Source organism: Leifsonia sp. PARNA 1/14, assembly GCF_055720965.1.
Window position 1 is genome coordinate 689,796 of the sequence record NZ_JBVQSP010000001.1, and the last position, 13,035, is coordinate 702,830.

The following is a 13,035-nucleotide window of genomic DNA, read 5'->3' on the forward strand; positions in this document are numbered from 1 at the left end:
CTCGCGGCCGGAGCGGCTCTCGCCGGCGCGGACGCGGAGGTCCTCGACCTCCTCGCCGGGTACGGCCGGCTCGTCGGAACGGCCTTCCAACTGGGTGACGACCTCCTGGGCGTGTTCGGCCAGGAGACCGTGACCGGCAAGAGCACGAGCAGCGACCTCCGCGAGGGCAAGCAGACCTCGCTGATCGCCTTCGCGCGCGGGACGATGGAATGGCCGGCGATCGAGCCGGTGCTCGGACGTCCCGACCTGAGCGCGGCCGACGCGGCCCGGGTGGCGGCGTCGCTCGAGCTCTGCGGCGCACGCGCGTTCGTGGAGCGGCTCCTCGCCGAGCACGTCGCGACCGCGATCGCCGCGCTCGACTCGCCGTTGATCCCTCCCGAGCTCGCCGCGGACCTCGCCCGGCTCGCGCTGCGCTGCGTGGGGCGGCCGTCATGACCCGCACCGCCCCGGCGCCCACGGGCGCGTCGACACCGCCGACCGACCTCGCGCTCTACGGGGAGGCCGCTCACCGGAGCGCGGCGACGATCATCCACGAGTACTCGACCTCGTTCGGGATGGCGACCCGGCTGCTGTCGCCTGCCGTCCGTCCCGGGGTCGAAGACGTCTACGCCCTGGTGCGGGTCGCCGACGAGATCGTCGACGGCGCCGCTGCCGAAGCCGGACTCTCGCCGGAGGAGATCGCGGCGATGCTCGACGGTCTCGAGGACGACACCGAGCGGGCGATGCGCGCCGGGTACAGTGCCAACGTCGTGGTCCACGCCTTCGCCCGCACCGCGCGCGCCGCGGGCATCGGGCCCGAGCTGACCCGGCCGTTCTTCGCGTCGATGCGGCGCGACCTCGACCCCGTCGACTTCAGCGCCGACGAGCTCAGCGCCTACATCTACGGGTCGGCGGAGGTCGTCGGCCTGATGTGCCTGGCCGTGTTCCTGCACGACACGCCTGTCCCGGAAGACACTAGACGACGGCTGGAGGCCGGCGCCCGGCGGCTCGGTGCCGCGTTCCAGAAGATCAACTTCCTGCGCGACCTCGCCGTGGACTACACGGAGCTCGGCCGCAGCTATTTCCCCGGCATCGATCCGGCCCGCCTCACCGAGCGCCAGAAGCTCGCGCTCGTGGTCGACATCGACTGCGACCTGGGAGCCGCCGCCGACGCCATCCCGGAGCTGCCGGAGAACTGCCGCCGCGCGATCACGGCCGCGCACGGCCTGTTCGCCGAGCTGAGCGACCGCATCCGCGTCACGCCGGCAGCCGACCTGATCGCCCGACGCGTGAGCGTGCCGACCCGCACCAAGCTCGCCATCCTGGTCCGGGCGACGGCAGGGACGTTGCGGTGACGGCGAACGGCGTCGATCCGCGCCGCGCCGTCGTGATCGGCGGCGGGATCTCCGGACTCGCGACGGCCGCCCTGCTCGCCCACGACGGCCACCGCGTGACCGTCCTGGAGCAGCAGGACGCGGTCGGCGGCCGGGCCGGGTCGTGGGAGCACGACGGCTTCCGCTTCGACACCGGGCCGTCCTGGTACCTGATGCCGGAGGTCTTCGACCACTTCTTCCGCCTGCTCGGCACGAGCGCGGACGAGCAGCTCGACCTGGTGACGCTCGACCCGGGCTACCGGCTGTTCGCCGAAGCAGAGCGCGCTCCTCTCGACATCCGGTCGAGCGGGGTGGCGAATCGCGCCCTGTTCGAAAGCGTCGAGCCCGGAGGGGCGGCCGCGCTCGACCGCTACCTGGCGAGCGCGTCGCAGACCTACCGGCTCGCCGTCGACCGCTTCCTCTACGCGACCTACGCGTCGCCGCGCCCGCTGCTCGACCCGGCGGTGCTCCGGCGGCTCGGCCGGCTGGTCAGACTGCTCGTCGAACCGCTCGACCGCTACGCCGCCGGGTACGTGAGCGACATCCGCCTCCGTCAGCTGCTGGGCTACCCGGCCGTCTTCCTCGGCACCTCGCCCGGGCGCGCTCCGAGCATGTACCACCTGATGAGCCACCTCGATCTGGACGACGGCGTCCGCTACCCGCTGGGAGGCTTCGCCGAACTCGTCGCGCGGGTCGCGGCGCTCGCCGAGGCCGCCGGAGTCGAGGTCCGGACCGGTGCCAGGGCCGTCGCCATCGAGACGCAGGGCGGCCGCGGTCGGGCGCGGGTCTCCGGCGTCGGGTGGGTGGACGCCTCGGGCGGGCACCATGTGACGGAGGCCGACCTCGTCGTCTCCGCCGCCGACCTGCACCACACCGAGACGCAGCTGCTGCCTCCTGCGCTGCGCACGCATCCCGAGCGGCGCTGGCGTCGTCGCGATCCCGGGCCGGGGGCCGTGCTGGCGATGCTCGGCGTCCGGGGCGGCCTCCCGCAGCTAGCCCATCACAACCTTTTCTTCACCACCGACTGGGAGGCCGGCTTCGCGCGCGTCTTCGGCTCGCGCCCGGGCATCCCGGACCCCGCCTCCCTCTACGTGTGCAAGCCGAGCGCGACCGACCCCGGTGTGGCTCCCGCCGGCGACGAGAACCTGTTCGTCCTCGTGCCCGTCGCCGCTGACGTGTCGATCGGGGCGGGAGGCGTCGACGGCGCGGGCGACCGGCTCGTCGAGCGCACCGCCGATGCGGCGATCGCCCAGGTGGCCGCGTGGGCGGGCATCCCCGATCTGGCCGACCGGATCGTCGTGCGGCGGACCGTCGGGCCCGACGACTTCGCCCAGCAGTTCAACGCCTGGCGCGGCGGCGCCCTCGGGCTGGCGCACACGCTCCGGCAGAGCGCGTTCTTCCGGCCGGGTAACGCGTCGCACCGGGTCGACGGCCTCCTCTACGCCGGCTCGTCCACCATCCCGGGCATCGGACTGCCGATGTGCCTGATAAGCGCCGAGCTGGTGCTCAAGCGTCTGCGCGGGGACGTCTCGGCCGACCGGCTGCCCGAGCCCGTGACGCCGGTCGCACGCACGGAGCGTGTGCCGTGAGCGTCGCCTATCTCGCGTGCCTGCTGATCGCATCCGGCGCGCTCGTGCTCCTGGATCGGCGGTTCGCTCTGGTCTTCTGGCGGGACGCCCGGCGGGCCACCGTGGTCCTGACCGTCGCGCTGGCGTTCTTCCTCGCCTGGGACGCCGTCGGGATCGTCTCCGGGGTGTTCGCGCGAGGGCGATCGTCGTTCATGACCGGCATCGAAATCGCGCCGGAGCTCCCGCTGGAGGAGCCGTTCTTCCTGGCGTTCCTCTGCTACCTCACGCTCGTCCTGCTCTTCGGCGTCCGCGCTGTGCTCGACCGGATGAGTGGAGACGACCGGGCGGCAGTGCGCGACCGTACCGAGCTGCTCCACGACGAGGAGCGGCGGCGATGACCTACCTCATCGTCGACCTGGTCTTCCTGGCCGTGGCCGCCGCCGTTCTCGCGGTCGCGCTGGCGCGCGCGCCCGACCGTTCCCGGCTGGTACGCCGGTGGTGGCTGCCCGCGCTCGTCTCCGGCATCGTCCTGCTCGCGCTCACGATCGTCTTCGACAATGCGATGATCGCCGCCGGCCTGATGACGTACGCACCGCACGCCGTGTCGGGAGCCCGGATCGGCCTGGTTCCCGTGGAGGATCTGGCGTACCCGATCGGCGGCCTCCTGATCCTCACCGGCCTCTGGGTCCTGCTACGGAGGAGGCCGGCATGACCACGACCGTCGCGCCTTCGCTGCTGCGCCAGCTCGTGCTGGCCTCCCGCCCGCTCAGCTGGATCAACACGGCGTTCCCGTTCGCCGCGGCCTACCTCCTCACCACGGGGCGCGTCGACGCTGTGCTGGTGATCGGAACGCTCTACTTCCTGGTGCCGTACAACCTCGCGCTGTACGGCATCAACGACGTGTTCGACTACGAGTCCGACCTGCGCAACCCGCGCAAGGGCGGGGCGGAGGGCGCCCTGCTCGATCGACGCCTGCACCGGAGCACGCTCGTCGCCGCCGCGGTGACGAATGTGCCGTTCCTGGTGTTCCTGGTCGCGGTCGGCTCGCCGCTGTCGTGGCTCGTGCTCGCCGTGAGCCTGTTCGCCCTGCTGGCGTACTCCGTGAAGGGGCTGCGGTTCAAGGAGGTCCCGTTCCTCGACTCCGCGACGTCGAGCACGCACTTCGTCAGCCCGGCGCTCTACGGCCTCGTCCTCGCCGGAGCCGTGTTCACGCCCGGACTCTGGCTGGTGCTGCTCGCGTTCTTCCTGTGGGGCGTCGGGAGCCACGCGTTCGGCGCCGTGCAGGACATCGTGCCCGACCGGGAGGCCGGCATCGCCTCGATCGCCACGGTTCTCGGTGCCGCCCGCACCACGCGCTTCGCGATGGCCGCGTGGGCGGTCGCAGGACTGGCGATGCTCGGCACGGCATGGCCCGGGCCGCTCGCCGCGCTGCTCGCCGTGCCGTACCTCCTGACCGCTGCGCCGTTCTGGTCGCTTCCCGACGAACGCGGAAGCGCCGCCAACCGGGGGTGGCGGCGCTTCCTGTGGATCAACTACGCATGCGGTTTCGTCGTCACGCTGCTGCTGATCGTCTTCGCGCTCGGGAGGGCGTGAGACTAGTCGCGCTTCGGCAGCTGCTGCAGGCTCCAGCCGTTGCCGTCGGGGTCGGCGAAGAACACGAAGCGGCCCCACGCCTGCTCGTCGACGCCCGTGGCCTCCACCCCGTTCTCGCGCAGGTGCGCCAGTGCCTCGTCGGCGTCCGGGATCACGATCTGCAGGCCCTTCATCGAGCCGGGCGCCATGTCGGTCAGGCCCTCGCCGAACGCGATCGAGCACGCCGATCCGGGAGGGGTCACCTGCACGAAGCGCAGCGTGGGGGTGACGCGGTGGTCGAAATCGGCGTTCCAGCCGAGCGCGTCGACGTAGAAGGCCTTGGCCCGGTCGACGTCGGTGACGGGGACGACGATGAGCTCGATGCGCCAGTCGCTGATGGTCATGATTCCTGCCCTTTCGGTTTTCCGTTCTGTGATTCCAGCCTAGGAGGGCAAGCGGTCATATTCCGTCCGCAATCCCATTTCCTCCACATCCGAAATCAAGGGAATTCGCGGATCCGCCCGCTAATGTCGTGACCTATGACCGACAGTCCCGCCGCGCCGAGCCCCTACGAGGTGCTCGGCGTCAGCGCGTCCGTCAGTCAGGAGGAGCTGCGCCGCGCCTACCGCCGTCTCGCCCGCGCGACGCACCCCGACACCGGCGGCACCGCCGCAGCGTTCCAGGCGGTGCAGACCGCGTGGGAGCTCGTCGGCGACCCGGAGGACCGCGCACGGTACGACCGCGGCGAGAGCCTGGTGGTCGACGCCGTCTCGGGCGAGTCCGGCGGGGGAGGCTTCAGCGCCACCGTGCACCCCACCCGCGGCTCCGCACGCGGAGCCACCGTGCGCGCACGCAGTTACGGGCACCCGGGCGGACGCGCGCGCGAGCGGTTCCTGACCCTCATGCGCGAGTGGATGGGCCGCGGCTCCGAGGCCGACCCGTACGACCCCGCGCTGGTCCGCTCGGCCCCGCGCGAGATCCGCATGCTGCTGGCGGAGGCGCTCGCCGAGGAGGCCACGGCACGTGCCGTCTCCGGCCTCGGCATCGGCTTCACCATCTGGAACGACGTCGCGGTGCACCCGGCGACGGACGCCAAACTCGACCACATCGTCCTCGGCCCCGCCGGGCTGTTCGCCGTGCGCTCGGCCGACTGGGGCGGCGAGGTCAAGCTCGCCAAGGGCGAGTTGACCGGCGCTGGCATCCGCCGCGACGAGGAGCCGTTCCACGAGCTCCACGCCTCGGCCAAGAGCTTCGGCCGCCAGGCCGGCGTGCGGTTCACCGGACTCATCGTCGTCGTGCCCGACGACGCCCTGGCCGTGCCGCTCGACGTCGTGCAGCGCGGGAGGCTGTCGGGCTCGCTGGTGGTGCGGCGCTCGCTGCTGCCGAAGGTGCTGCGCGACGGCGCCAACGCGGCGGGCCGCGAGAGCGTCGACCGCGCGTTCGAACTGCGGCCGCGGCTGCAGGAGGCCGTGCGGTTCGTCTAGACGCCGGGCCGCCCGGGGAGCAGAGTGGAGCTCATGGTGAACACTCTCGAGATCTTCAGCGGATTCAGCGTGAACGACATCGACGCCGCGCGCACGTTCTACCGGGACGCGCTCGGCCTCGACGTGACCGACGGCCCGATGGGCAACCTCGACATCGCCCTCCCGGCAGGCAGCCACGTGTTCGTCTATCCGAAGCCCGACCACCAGCCGGCGAGCTTCACCATCCTGAACCTCGTCGTCGCCGACATCGACGCGGCCGTCGACGAGCTCAACGCGAAGGGCGTCGTCACCAAGATCTACGACGACGACGCGCTCCCCACCGACGAGAAGGGCATCGCCCGTGGCAAGTCGGTGAACCGCGGGCCGGATATCGCCTGGTTCCGCGACCCGGCGGGCAACGTGATGTCGGTGCTGCAGGACTGACCGGCGCACCGCGAGCACGGCCGGCTCAGCGCAGCCGCTCGCAGAGGCCCATCGCGTCGTACGGAGCGCGCACCTTCATGTCGTTGTCGAAGTAGGCGAAGACGTCCAGACCGGCGTCGAGCCTCCCTCGCAGTTCAGCGGCCCAGCGGTCGAGCGCCTCGTCGGTGTACCCGCTCGCGTACAGCTCCTCGTCTCCGTGGAGGCGCACGTAGACGAAGTCGGCGGTGACCTCCCGGATCACCGGGTACTTTCCGGCCGTGTCGGCGAGGACGACGGCGACGCCGTGCTCGCGCGCGATGCGGGCGAACTCGGGGTCGGCGAAGCTCGGGTGCCGCGCCTCCACCGCGTGCCGCAGAGGGCGGTCGCCGCCGGAGGTCAGGTCGGTGCGATCCTCCTCGAGCGTGGTCTCGGCGGCGAGCGTCCGGGCCTCCGCGGCGGTCGACGGCAGCAGCGCGAGGAACGCGTCCAGTGCCTCGGGGTCGAGGGGGAGGGTCGGCGGCAGCTGCCACAGGAACGGCCCGAGCTTGGGGCCGAGCGCGAGCACGCCGGAGGCGAAGAAGTTGGCCAGCGCCGCGCGTGCGTTCCGCAGCCGCAGGATGTGCGTGATGTAACGGCCGCCCTTGACCGCGAACACGAATCGCTCGGGCGTGGTCTCCGCCCAGCTGCGGTAGCTCGCGGGCTTCTGCAGGGCGTAGAAGCTGCCGTTGATCTCGATCGAGTCGAGCTGGGAGGACGCGTACTCGAGCTCGGCGCGGTGCGGCAGCCCTTTCGGGTAGAACACGCCGCGCCAGGGTGCGTACGTCCATCCCGAGATGCCGACCCGCGCCACCGCCATCAGTGGCCTCGGAGCTGCTCGATCAGGCGCCGGTCGCGCTTGGTGGGTCGCCCGGCCCCGCGCTCGCGCGTGATGCCCGACGGCGCCTCGGTCTTCGGGGGCGGAGGCGGCGTGCGGTCCTCGAAGCACTCGGCGGCGATGGCTGCACCGACGCGCTTCACGATGAGCTTCCGCGCGATGTAGATCTTCTCGGAGCCGCCGACGTACGCGCGCACTTCGTCGCCGACCTTGACCTGCTGCGACGGTTTCGCGCGATCCCCGTTCACCTTCAGATGGCCGGCCTTGCAGGCGTCCGAGGCGGCCGACCGGGTCTTGTAGAGCCGCACGGCCCAGGCCCACGCGTCGACGCGGACGCTGGTCATGGGCGGAGTGCCGGCTCCGCCGTCAGGACGGTCTGCGACTCGCCCGCGGTCTCCGCTTCGGCGGCCAGCTGCGCCTTCCACTTCACGAGGCTGCGCACCGTCCGGCTGCGGTCCTCGGCCAGCTTCTCCATCACATCGGACGGCACGTAGTAGTTGACCGCCACCCAGCCGCGCACCGTCTCCGAGCGGTCGCTCGCGAGCGACCGCAGGATGTCGCACGGCGTCGCCTCGTTCTTGGCGACGCACCCGCGCACGCCCTCGTCGGGATCGTTCGCGAGCATCACGAACAGGTCCTCCGGAGTGTTGTAGCTGGAGGCGACGGCCTCCCGGATCTTCGGGTTCGGGTTCGTCGCGAGCAGCCGGAGCCTCCGCAGCTTGCTCTCTGTGAACTCCGGCGCCGGATGCAGCGCTGCGGCCTCCTCCGCGGTGAGCACCGCGGGACGGTGGTCGCGCATGGCCTGGCGCTGGGCGGGGGTGTTGAAGCGGATGCAGGACATGAGTCCACCGTACGCGCCGGATCGGGCGGAGGTGGAGCATCTCCCAGCCGCGTCGCGTTACCGTGAAGGCATGGAATCCCTGCTCCGACGGCTCGACCGGCTCGCGGGCGGACGCCACGCCGGTTACACCGTCCCCGAGGAGGGCCGCGACGATCCGCGCACGCGCCGCGCGTTCGTCGTCATCGCCTGGCTGCTGGTCGCCGAGCTGGTCATCGGCACGACGGCGGTCGTCATCGCACTGGTCCTCACGCTCGATGGCGCGGTGCTGCCGTTCGCCGTGTGGATGCGCTCTGTCGTCGTGCTCGGCATGACCGTGACGCTCTTCTACTTCGCGTGGCGTGCGCAGAAGGGTTACTACTGGGCGTACTCGCGCCTGCGGCTCTTCTCCAAGATCTTCCCTGTCGTCACGCTCGTGATCGCGGCGATCCCCGGGCTCTACCCGCTCTGGATGGTGACCGAGCAGATCGTGTTCAGCCTCATCCTCATCGGCGTCGCCGACTACCTCGACTCCGACCACATGCGGGAGGCCTTCCCCCGGCCCGCGCGCGCCGTCACGACCGCGCCGTGATCGCCTGGTCGCCGCGTCGCGGGAACCACGGGACGATCGGCGACGTGCGCCGCTGGTAGTCCGCGTACTCGGGGTAGCGCGAGCGCGAGATGCTCTCAGTGAACACCGTCGAGCCGATGAACAGCCCGGTGAGCAGCAGCGGTCCGATCACCGTCCACTGCAGGATCGAGCCCGCGGCCGCGCAGCCGAACAGGAAGACCACCCACCACTGGGCTTGCTCGAAGAAGAAGTTCGGGTGCCGCGAGATCCGGAACAGCCCGGCCTGCAGGAAGCGCGGGCTCGGAGTGCGCCCGGCGGCGACCTCCCGCTTCTTCCACTGGTGGAAATCCCACTGCTGCTGGTCGGCGATCGTCTCTCCGGCCAGGAACAGCAGGAAGAGCACGGTGCAGACGATGTCGAGCGCGTTCAGCGGTGTGCGGTGCTGGTACGCGGTCCAGGCCGGCAGTGTGATCAGCAGCAGGAGGACGTTCTGGTAGATCACGATGAAGAACAGATTGAACAGCGCGAACGCCCCGCGGCTCATCCGGGCGCGCAGCACCTCCCAGCGGTAGTCCTCTCCGCCGGGCGCGTAGCCGCCCTTGCGCGCGAAGTTGAAGGTGAGGCGCGCTCCCCAGAGCGTGACGAGTCCCGCCATCAGGTCGAGCCGGGCGTCCTGGAGGCCGGTGGCGGCTGCGAACACCCAGACGTAGGCGACGGGCACGATGGACCAGATCCGGTCGACCCAGGAGTGCTCGCCGGTGACCAGCGACAGCACCCAGGTGGCGGCGCACACGCCGACGAGGATCCACAGACAGACGATGAAGGGCTCCACGACCCACATCCTAGGGGTGACGTCGTCGCACGATGGGGGACAAGCGGTCACTAGAGTGGAAACGTGGATGGTGTCGGCGCCGTGAGCTCGCGCGTGTGGACGGTCCCGAACGCTCTCAGCTTCTTCCGGCTCGCTCTGGTCCCGGTGTTCCTGTGGTTCGTGATCGTGGGGGAGGACGCGCTCGCGCTGGGCGTGCTGATCTTCTCGAGCGTCACCGACTTCCTCGACGGCTGGTTGGCTCGCAAGCTGAACCAGGTCTCGCGGCTCGGCCAGCTCCTCGATCCGGCGGCCGACCGCCTGTACATCTTCGCTGCCCTCGTCGGCCTCGCCTGGCGGGAGGTCATCCCCTGGTGGCTGGTGGCGGTGATCGTCGCGCGCGACGTCATGCTCGCGGTGCTCGGCGTCATCCTCGCGAACCACGGCTACGGCCCGCTCCCGGTGCACCATCTCGGCAAGGTGGCGACGTTCTGCCTGTTCTGGGCGCTCCCGCTGCTCATGCTCGGCGAGGCGTTCGACCCTCTCGCTCCCTACTCCCTGCCGCTCGGCTGGGCCTTCGCACTGTGGGGAGCGTTCCTCTACTGGTGGGCCGGAATCGTCTACATTCGCGAGACGGCCCGGGTCATCCGTCTTCCGGCCGACGACAGCGGGCCACATTCCGATAGGCTTGACAGCGAGGAGGTTGACGGTGCCTGAACAGAACTACCCCGCCGGTGATCCGGCCGAGGGCGACAACGGTCGCGACGCCGCGAACCCCCTGCGCGACTCCGCGACGGGGAACGAAGACACGACCGCGCGCTTCGGCGAGGAGTTCGTCTCCAAGATGTTCCCGGTCGACGGTGAGATCAGTGCCGAGGAGCAGGAGGCCATCGCCGCCCTGCCGTCCGGTTCTGCTCTCCTGATCGTGCGTCGCGGGCCGAACACGGGTGCCCGCTTCCTGCTCGACGCCGATGTGACCAGCGCGGGGCGCCACCCCAACGCCGACATCTTCCTCGACGACGTGACCGTGTCGCGTCGGCATGCCGAGTTCACGCGCCGCGGCACGGCCTTCGAGGTGCGCGACCTGGGGTCACTCAACGGCACCTACTACGATGGGGTGCGCATCGAGAGCGCTCTGCTCAGCGATTCGTCCGAGGTCCAGATCGGCAAGTTCCGGCTCACGTTCTACGCGTCCCGCCAAGACCTCGCCACCGCGGCGAACGGCTAAGGCCCCTCTCCGTGGCGCGGCAAGCAGCGAGAGCGCACGCCGCCTCGCCCGCACTGCTCTCGATCGGCCAGGTCCTCGCTCGGCTCACTCCGGAGTTCCCGGACCTGTCGTCGTCGAAGCTCCGCTTTCTCGAGGAGCGCGGGCTCGTGACGCCATCGCGCACGGCGTCGGGCTATCGCAAGTTCTCGCCGGCCGATGTCGAGCGGCTGCACACCGTGCTCGCCATGCAGCGCGACCACTACCTCCCGCTCAAGGTCATCAAGAAGTATCTCGCCGAGGTCGACGCCGGCGGCGACCCGCCGATCCCGGGCGGAGCGACCTCCGGTCCCACGACGTCGATGCTCTCCGCCGGCCGGCGCTACCAGCGCGACGAGTTGCTGCGCGAGGCCGGAGCGAGCCCCGAACTGCTTCAGGAGGCCGTGAGCGCATCGTTGATCGTGCCGGCCGACGTCTACGGCGACGAGGCGCTCACCGTCCTGCGTGCCCTGGCCGAGCTCTCCCGAACCGGAATCGGTCCGCGGCACCTGCGCGGATTCCGCGCCGCAGCCGAGCGCGAGATCGGCCTGATCGAGACGGCTCTGGTGCCGCTGGCGCGGCGCAACGATGTCACCTCCCGACCGCAGACCGCCGAGCTGGCGCGGGAGATCGCCGGTCAACTCGACGTCGTGCGCGGCAGCATCATCCGGGCCGCTCTCGAACGTCTGCGTCCCTGAGCGCCGACACGCCGACGACGATTGCCGGATGTCGTTGCCCGGTGGCCGGGGGATGGGTACCGTTGATGAAGCGGCTCATTCGGAGACGCAGGATCCGAAGGACCCGGGCGAGAGGCAGGCAGCATGAGCGAATTGAGTCGTGACAGCGACGCCGCCCGGTACGACCTGGGCCTGCTGTTCACCGACGGCCTCCCCGAGATGGACGACGCCAACGGCTACCGCGGTGCCGTCGCCGCCCGCGCTGCCGGCATCTCTTATCGTCAGCTGGACTATTGGGCGCGCACCGGTCTCGTCGAGCCCACCGTCCGCGGTGCGGCCGGCTCCGGATCGCAGCGCCTGTACGGCTTCCGCGACATCCTCGTCCTCAAGCTGGTCAAGCGCCTGCTCGACACCGGCATCTCGCTGCAGCAGATCCGCACGGCGGTCAACCAGCTGCGTGAAGCGGGCGTCAACGACCTCGCCCAGACCACGCTCATGAGCGACGGCGCGAGCGTCTACCTCTGCACCTCCAACGACGAGGTCATCGACCTCGTCAGCCGCGGCCAAGGCGTCTTCGGCATCGCCGTCGGCAAGGTGCTGCGCGAGGTGGAGTCGTCTCTCGTCGAGCTCGACACCCAGGGCGACGACCTCGACGAGCTGGCTGTGCGCCGCGCCACCAAGTCCAAGGCCTCCTGAGCCTCGTACGTCACTAGCCGTCGAGTACCCGGACCATCGGTGTACTCGGCGGTTTTTCGTTGATCGAGTGCGTACTCGAGGGGTGGTGGCAGCGCGGGTCAGGAGCCGGCGACGGCGTACTCGCCGATCTTCGCCGTGCGCAGGACGCGCTCGAGCAGGAGGTCGAAGTTGTGCGCCATCTCCTGCGCACTTTCACCCGGCCAGACGTGCAGGGGCTTCGCCGCACCCTGCGCCTGCTGCAGCGACGTGCGCTCGGGCAGCTGGGGTGAGAGCACGAGCGGACCGAACATGTCGCGCAGCTCCTTGATGCGGAACTGGTGCTCGAGCGACTGGACGCGGGCCCGGTTGACGATGATGCCGAGTGGCTGGAGGCGCGGAGACAGGCCGCGGCGGATCTCTTCGATCGCGCGCAGCGCACGGTCGGCGGCCGCAACCGAGAACAGGCCGGGCTCGGTCACCACGGCGACACGGTCGCTCGCGGCCCACGCCGTGCGGGTGAGAGCGTTGAGCGACGGGGCGCAGTCGATGAGCACCAGGTCGTAGTCGTGCTCGACGTTCGCCAGCGCCTCCTCGAGCTTCCAGATGTCGCGGATGCTCGGGTGCGGGCCGTCGAAGTTGATGGCCGACGGGCTTCCGATCATCACGTCGATCTTGCCGGCGCGGCCTTTGGTCCAACCGGAGGGCGCGATCGCCGCGCGGACGATCTTCTCCTTGGGAGAGGCGAGCACGTCGGCGACGTTGAGGTGACCGGCGACCTGGATGTCCATGCCGGTCGAGACGTCCGACTGCGGGTCGAGGTCGACGACGAGCGTCCGGAGCCCCTTCGCGAAGGCGGCTGAGGCCAGACCGAGCGTCACCGTGGTCTTTCCGACACCGCCCTTGAGGGAACTAACGCTGAGTACGTGCACGACAGCCACGTTACCTTCACTAGTCTTGGAGTACCTAACCGTTTGCTGTGTGGTGCCGACCCC

At 70.5% G+C, this 13,035-nt stretch carries 19 protein-coding genes; 13 read left to right on the plus strand and 6 right to left on the minus strand.

Going from position 1 to position 13,035, the window contains the following annotated elements:
• The 6 genes from AC0HS0_RS03490 to AC0HS0_RS03515 all read left to right on the plus strand — a co-directional run.
• Positions 1 to 435 (plus strand): polyprenyl synthetase family protein (locus tag AC0HS0_RS03490; RefSeq protein WP_472961670.1); only part of this gene is annotated, 435 nt, incomplete at its 5' end.
• Entirely contained in the window at positions 432 to 1,334 is a 903-nt protein-coding gene (locus AC0HS0_RS03495) for a phytoene/squalene synthase family protein (protein WP_472961672.1), read from the plus strand. The genes AC0HS0_RS03490 and AC0HS0_RS03495, both read left to right, overlap by 4 nt.
• Positions 1,331 to 2,941 (plus strand): phytoene desaturase family protein, encoded by a 1,611-nt coding sequence (gene crtI / locus AC0HS0_RS03500; RefSeq protein WP_472961674.1) that lies wholly within the window; start codon positions 1,331 to 1,333, stop codon positions 2,939 to 2,941. Before AC0HS0_RS03495 ends, crtI begins: the two co-directional genes overlap by 4 nt.
• Positions 2,938 to 3,318: a lycopene cyclase domain-containing protein gene (locus AC0HS0_RS03505; RefSeq protein ID WP_472961675.1), complete on the plus strand. Its 381-nt coding sequence runs from the start codon at positions 2,938 to 2,940 to the stop codon at positions 3,316 to 3,318. The genes crtI and AC0HS0_RS03505 overlap by 4 nt, the downstream gene beginning before the upstream one ends.
• The gene (locus AC0HS0_RS03510; protein WP_472961676.1) at positions 3,315 to 3,632 is read left to right on the plus strand and encodes a lycopene cyclase domain-containing protein; all 318 of its coding nucleotides are present in this window, start codon (positions 3,315 to 3,317) and stop codon (positions 3,630 to 3,632) included. The genes AC0HS0_RS03505 and AC0HS0_RS03510 overlap by 4 nt, the downstream gene beginning before the upstream one ends.
• A complete protein-coding gene (locus AC0HS0_RS03515; protein WP_472961677.1) occupies positions 3,629 to 4,513 on the plus strand; it encodes a prenyltransferase in 885 nt (294 codons plus the stop codon). The genes AC0HS0_RS03510 and AC0HS0_RS03515 overlap by 4 nt, the downstream gene beginning before the upstream one ends.
• A gap of 2 nt (positions 4,514 to 4,515) precedes the next feature.
• Here AC0HS0_RS03515 and AC0HS0_RS03520 read toward each other — a convergent pair whose 3' ends face one another.
• Positions 4,516 to 4,896 carry a glyoxalase superfamily protein gene (locus AC0HS0_RS03520; RefSeq protein WP_472961678.1) on the minus strand — a complete coding sequence of 127 codons (381 nt, stop codon included), beginning with the start codon at positions 4,894 to 4,896 and terminating at the stop codon, positions 4,516 to 4,518.
• 135 nt (positions 4,897 to 5,031) lie between these two features.
• On the opposite strand from AC0HS0_RS03520, the gene AC0HS0_RS03525 reads away from it, so the two are divergent.
• Both AC0HS0_RS03525 and AC0HS0_RS03530 read left to right on the plus strand, forming a co-directional pair.
• Positions 5,032 to 5,976 (plus strand): DnaJ domain-containing protein, encoded by a 945-nt coding sequence (locus tag AC0HS0_RS03525; RefSeq protein WP_472961680.1) that lies wholly within the window; start codon positions 5,032 to 5,034, stop codon positions 5,974 to 5,976.
• Positions 5,977 to 6,009: 33 nt separating this feature from the next.
• Positions 6,010 to 6,399 (plus strand): VOC family protein, encoded by a 390-nt coding sequence (locus AC0HS0_RS03530; RefSeq protein ID WP_472961682.1) that lies wholly within the window; start codon positions 6,010 to 6,012, stop codon positions 6,397 to 6,399.
• Positions 6,400 to 6,424: 25 nt separating this feature from the next.
• On the opposite strand, the gene AC0HS0_RS03535 is transcribed toward AC0HS0_RS03530, so the two are convergent.
• From AC0HS0_RS03535 to AC0HS0_RS03545, 3 genes are read right to left on the minus strand one after another with little or no spacing between them, the layout of a single operon-like run.
• On the minus strand, positions 6,425 to 7,234 hold the full coding sequence (locus AC0HS0_RS03535; RefSeq protein WP_472961684.1) for a DUF72 domain-containing protein: 810 nt from the start codon (positions 7,232 to 7,234) through the stop codon (positions 6,425 to 6,427).
• Entirely contained in the window at positions 7,234 to 7,596 is a 363-nt protein-coding gene (locus AC0HS0_RS03540) for an RNA-binding S4 domain-containing protein (RefSeq protein ID WP_472961685.1), read from the minus strand. Before AC0HS0_RS03540 ends, AC0HS0_RS03535 begins: the two co-directional genes overlap by 1 nt.
• Positions 7,593 to 8,093 (minus strand): hypothetical protein, encoded by a 501-nt coding sequence (locus tag AC0HS0_RS03545; protein WP_472961687.1) that lies wholly within the window; start codon positions 8,091 to 8,093, stop codon positions 7,593 to 7,595. The genes AC0HS0_RS03540 and AC0HS0_RS03545 overlap by 4 nt, the downstream gene beginning before the upstream one ends.
• A 70-nt stretch (positions 8,094 to 8,163) precedes the next feature.
• Between AC0HS0_RS03545 and AC0HS0_RS03550 the strand changes: the two genes are divergently transcribed.
• Positions 8,164 to 8,661, plus strand: a complete 498-nt coding sequence (locus AC0HS0_RS03550) for a hypothetical protein (RefSeq protein WP_472961688.1) — start codon at positions 8,164 to 8,166, stop codon at positions 8,659 to 8,661.
• On the opposite strand, the gene AC0HS0_RS03555 is transcribed toward AC0HS0_RS03550, so the two are convergent.
• The gene (locus AC0HS0_RS03555) at positions 8,645 to 9,472 is read right to left on the minus strand and encodes a DUF1295 domain-containing protein (RefSeq protein ID WP_472961691.1); all 828 of its coding nucleotides are present in this window, start codon (positions 9,470 to 9,472) and stop codon (positions 8,645 to 8,647) included. The two genes, AC0HS0_RS03550 and AC0HS0_RS03555, sit on opposite strands and share 17 nt — an antisense overlap.
• 63 nt (positions 9,473 to 9,535) lie before the next feature.
• Here AC0HS0_RS03555 and AC0HS0_RS03560 point away from each other — a divergent pair, with 63 nt between their 5' ends.
• The 4 genes from AC0HS0_RS03560 to AC0HS0_RS03575 all read left to right on the plus strand — a co-directional run bounded on the left by AC0HS0_RS03560 (position 9,536) and on the right by AC0HS0_RS03575 (position 12,064).
• Positions 9,536 to 10,165 carry a CDP-alcohol phosphatidyltransferase family protein gene (locus tag AC0HS0_RS03560; RefSeq protein ID WP_472961692.1) on the plus strand — a complete coding sequence of 210 codons (630 nt, stop codon included), beginning with the start codon at positions 9,536 to 9,538 and terminating at the stop codon, positions 10,163 to 10,165.
• Positions 10,166 to 10,226: 61 nt separating this feature from the next.
• Positions 10,227 to 10,676 carry an FHA domain-containing protein gene (locus tag AC0HS0_RS03565; protein ID WP_472962120.1) on the plus strand — a complete coding sequence of 150 codons (450 nt, stop codon included), beginning with the start codon at positions 10,227 to 10,229 and terminating at the stop codon, positions 10,674 to 10,676.
• Positions 10,677 to 10,687: 11 nt separating this feature from the next.
• Positions 10,688 to 11,389: a transcriptional regulator FtsR gene (ftsR, locus tag AC0HS0_RS03570; protein WP_472961693.1), complete on the plus strand. Its 702-nt coding sequence runs from the start codon at positions 10,688 to 10,690 to the stop codon at positions 11,387 to 11,389.
• A gap of 123 nt (positions 11,390 to 11,512) precedes the next feature.
• Complete coding sequence (locus AC0HS0_RS03575; protein WP_472961694.1) at positions 11,513 to 12,064, plus strand: MerR family transcriptional regulator; 552 nt, start codon at positions 11,513 to 11,515, stop codon at positions 12,062 to 12,064.
• 98 nt (positions 12,065 to 12,162) lie between these two features.
• Here the strand turns inward: AC0HS0_RS03575 and AC0HS0_RS03580 are convergent, their stop codons facing one another.
• Positions 12,163 to 12,981, minus strand: coding sequence for a ParA family protein (locus tag AC0HS0_RS03580; protein WP_472961695.1), 819 nt, complete (start codon positions 12,979 to 12,981; stop codon positions 12,163 to 12,165).
• Between the last annotated feature and the right edge of the window lie 54 nt (positions 12,982 to 13,035).

Coding starts and splice junctions, on each gene's coding strand:
- AC0HS0_RS03510 (WP_472961676.1), top strand. CDS start 3,315: ATGACCTACCTCATCGTCGACCTGGTCTTCCTGGCCGTGGCCGCCGCC.
- AC0HS0_RS03495 (WP_472961672.1), top strand. CDS start 432: ATGACCCGCACCGCCCCGGCGCCCACGGGCGCGTCGACACCGCCGACC.
- AC0HS0_RS03525 (WP_472961680.1), top strand. CDS start 5,032: ATGACCGACAGTCCCGCCGCGCCGAGCCCCTACGAGGTGCTCGGCGTC.
- AC0HS0_RS03530 (WP_472961682.1), top strand. CDS start 6,010: ATGGTGAACACTCTCGAGATCTTCAGCGGATTCAGCGTGAACGACATC.
- AC0HS0_RS03535 (WP_472961684.1), bottom strand. CDS start 7,234: ATGGCGGTGGCGCGGGTCGGCATCTCGGGATGGACGTACGCACCCTGG.
- AC0HS0_RS03515 (WP_472961677.1), top strand. CDS start 3,629: ATGACCACGACCGTCGCGCCTTCGCTGCTGCGCCAGCTCGTGCTGGCC.
- AC0HS0_RS03545 (WP_472961687.1), bottom strand. CDS start 8,093: ATGTCCTGCATCCGCTTCAACACCCCCGCCCAGCGCCAGGCCATGCGC.
- AC0HS0_RS03575 (WP_472961694.1), top strand. CDS start 11,513: ATGAGCGAATTGAGTCGTGACAGCGACGCCGCCCGGTACGACCTGGGC.
- AC0HS0_RS03550 (WP_472961688.1), top strand. CDS start 8,164: ATGGAATCCCTGCTCCGACGGCTCGACCGGCTCGCGGGCGGACGCCAC.
- AC0HS0_RS03520 (WP_472961678.1), bottom strand. CDS start 4,896: ATGACCATCAGCGACTGGCGCATCGAGCTCATCGTCGTCCCCGTCACC.
- AC0HS0_RS03540 (WP_472961685.1), bottom strand. CDS start 7,596: ATGACCAGCGTCCGCGTCGACGCGTGGGCCTGGGCCGTGCGGCTCTAC.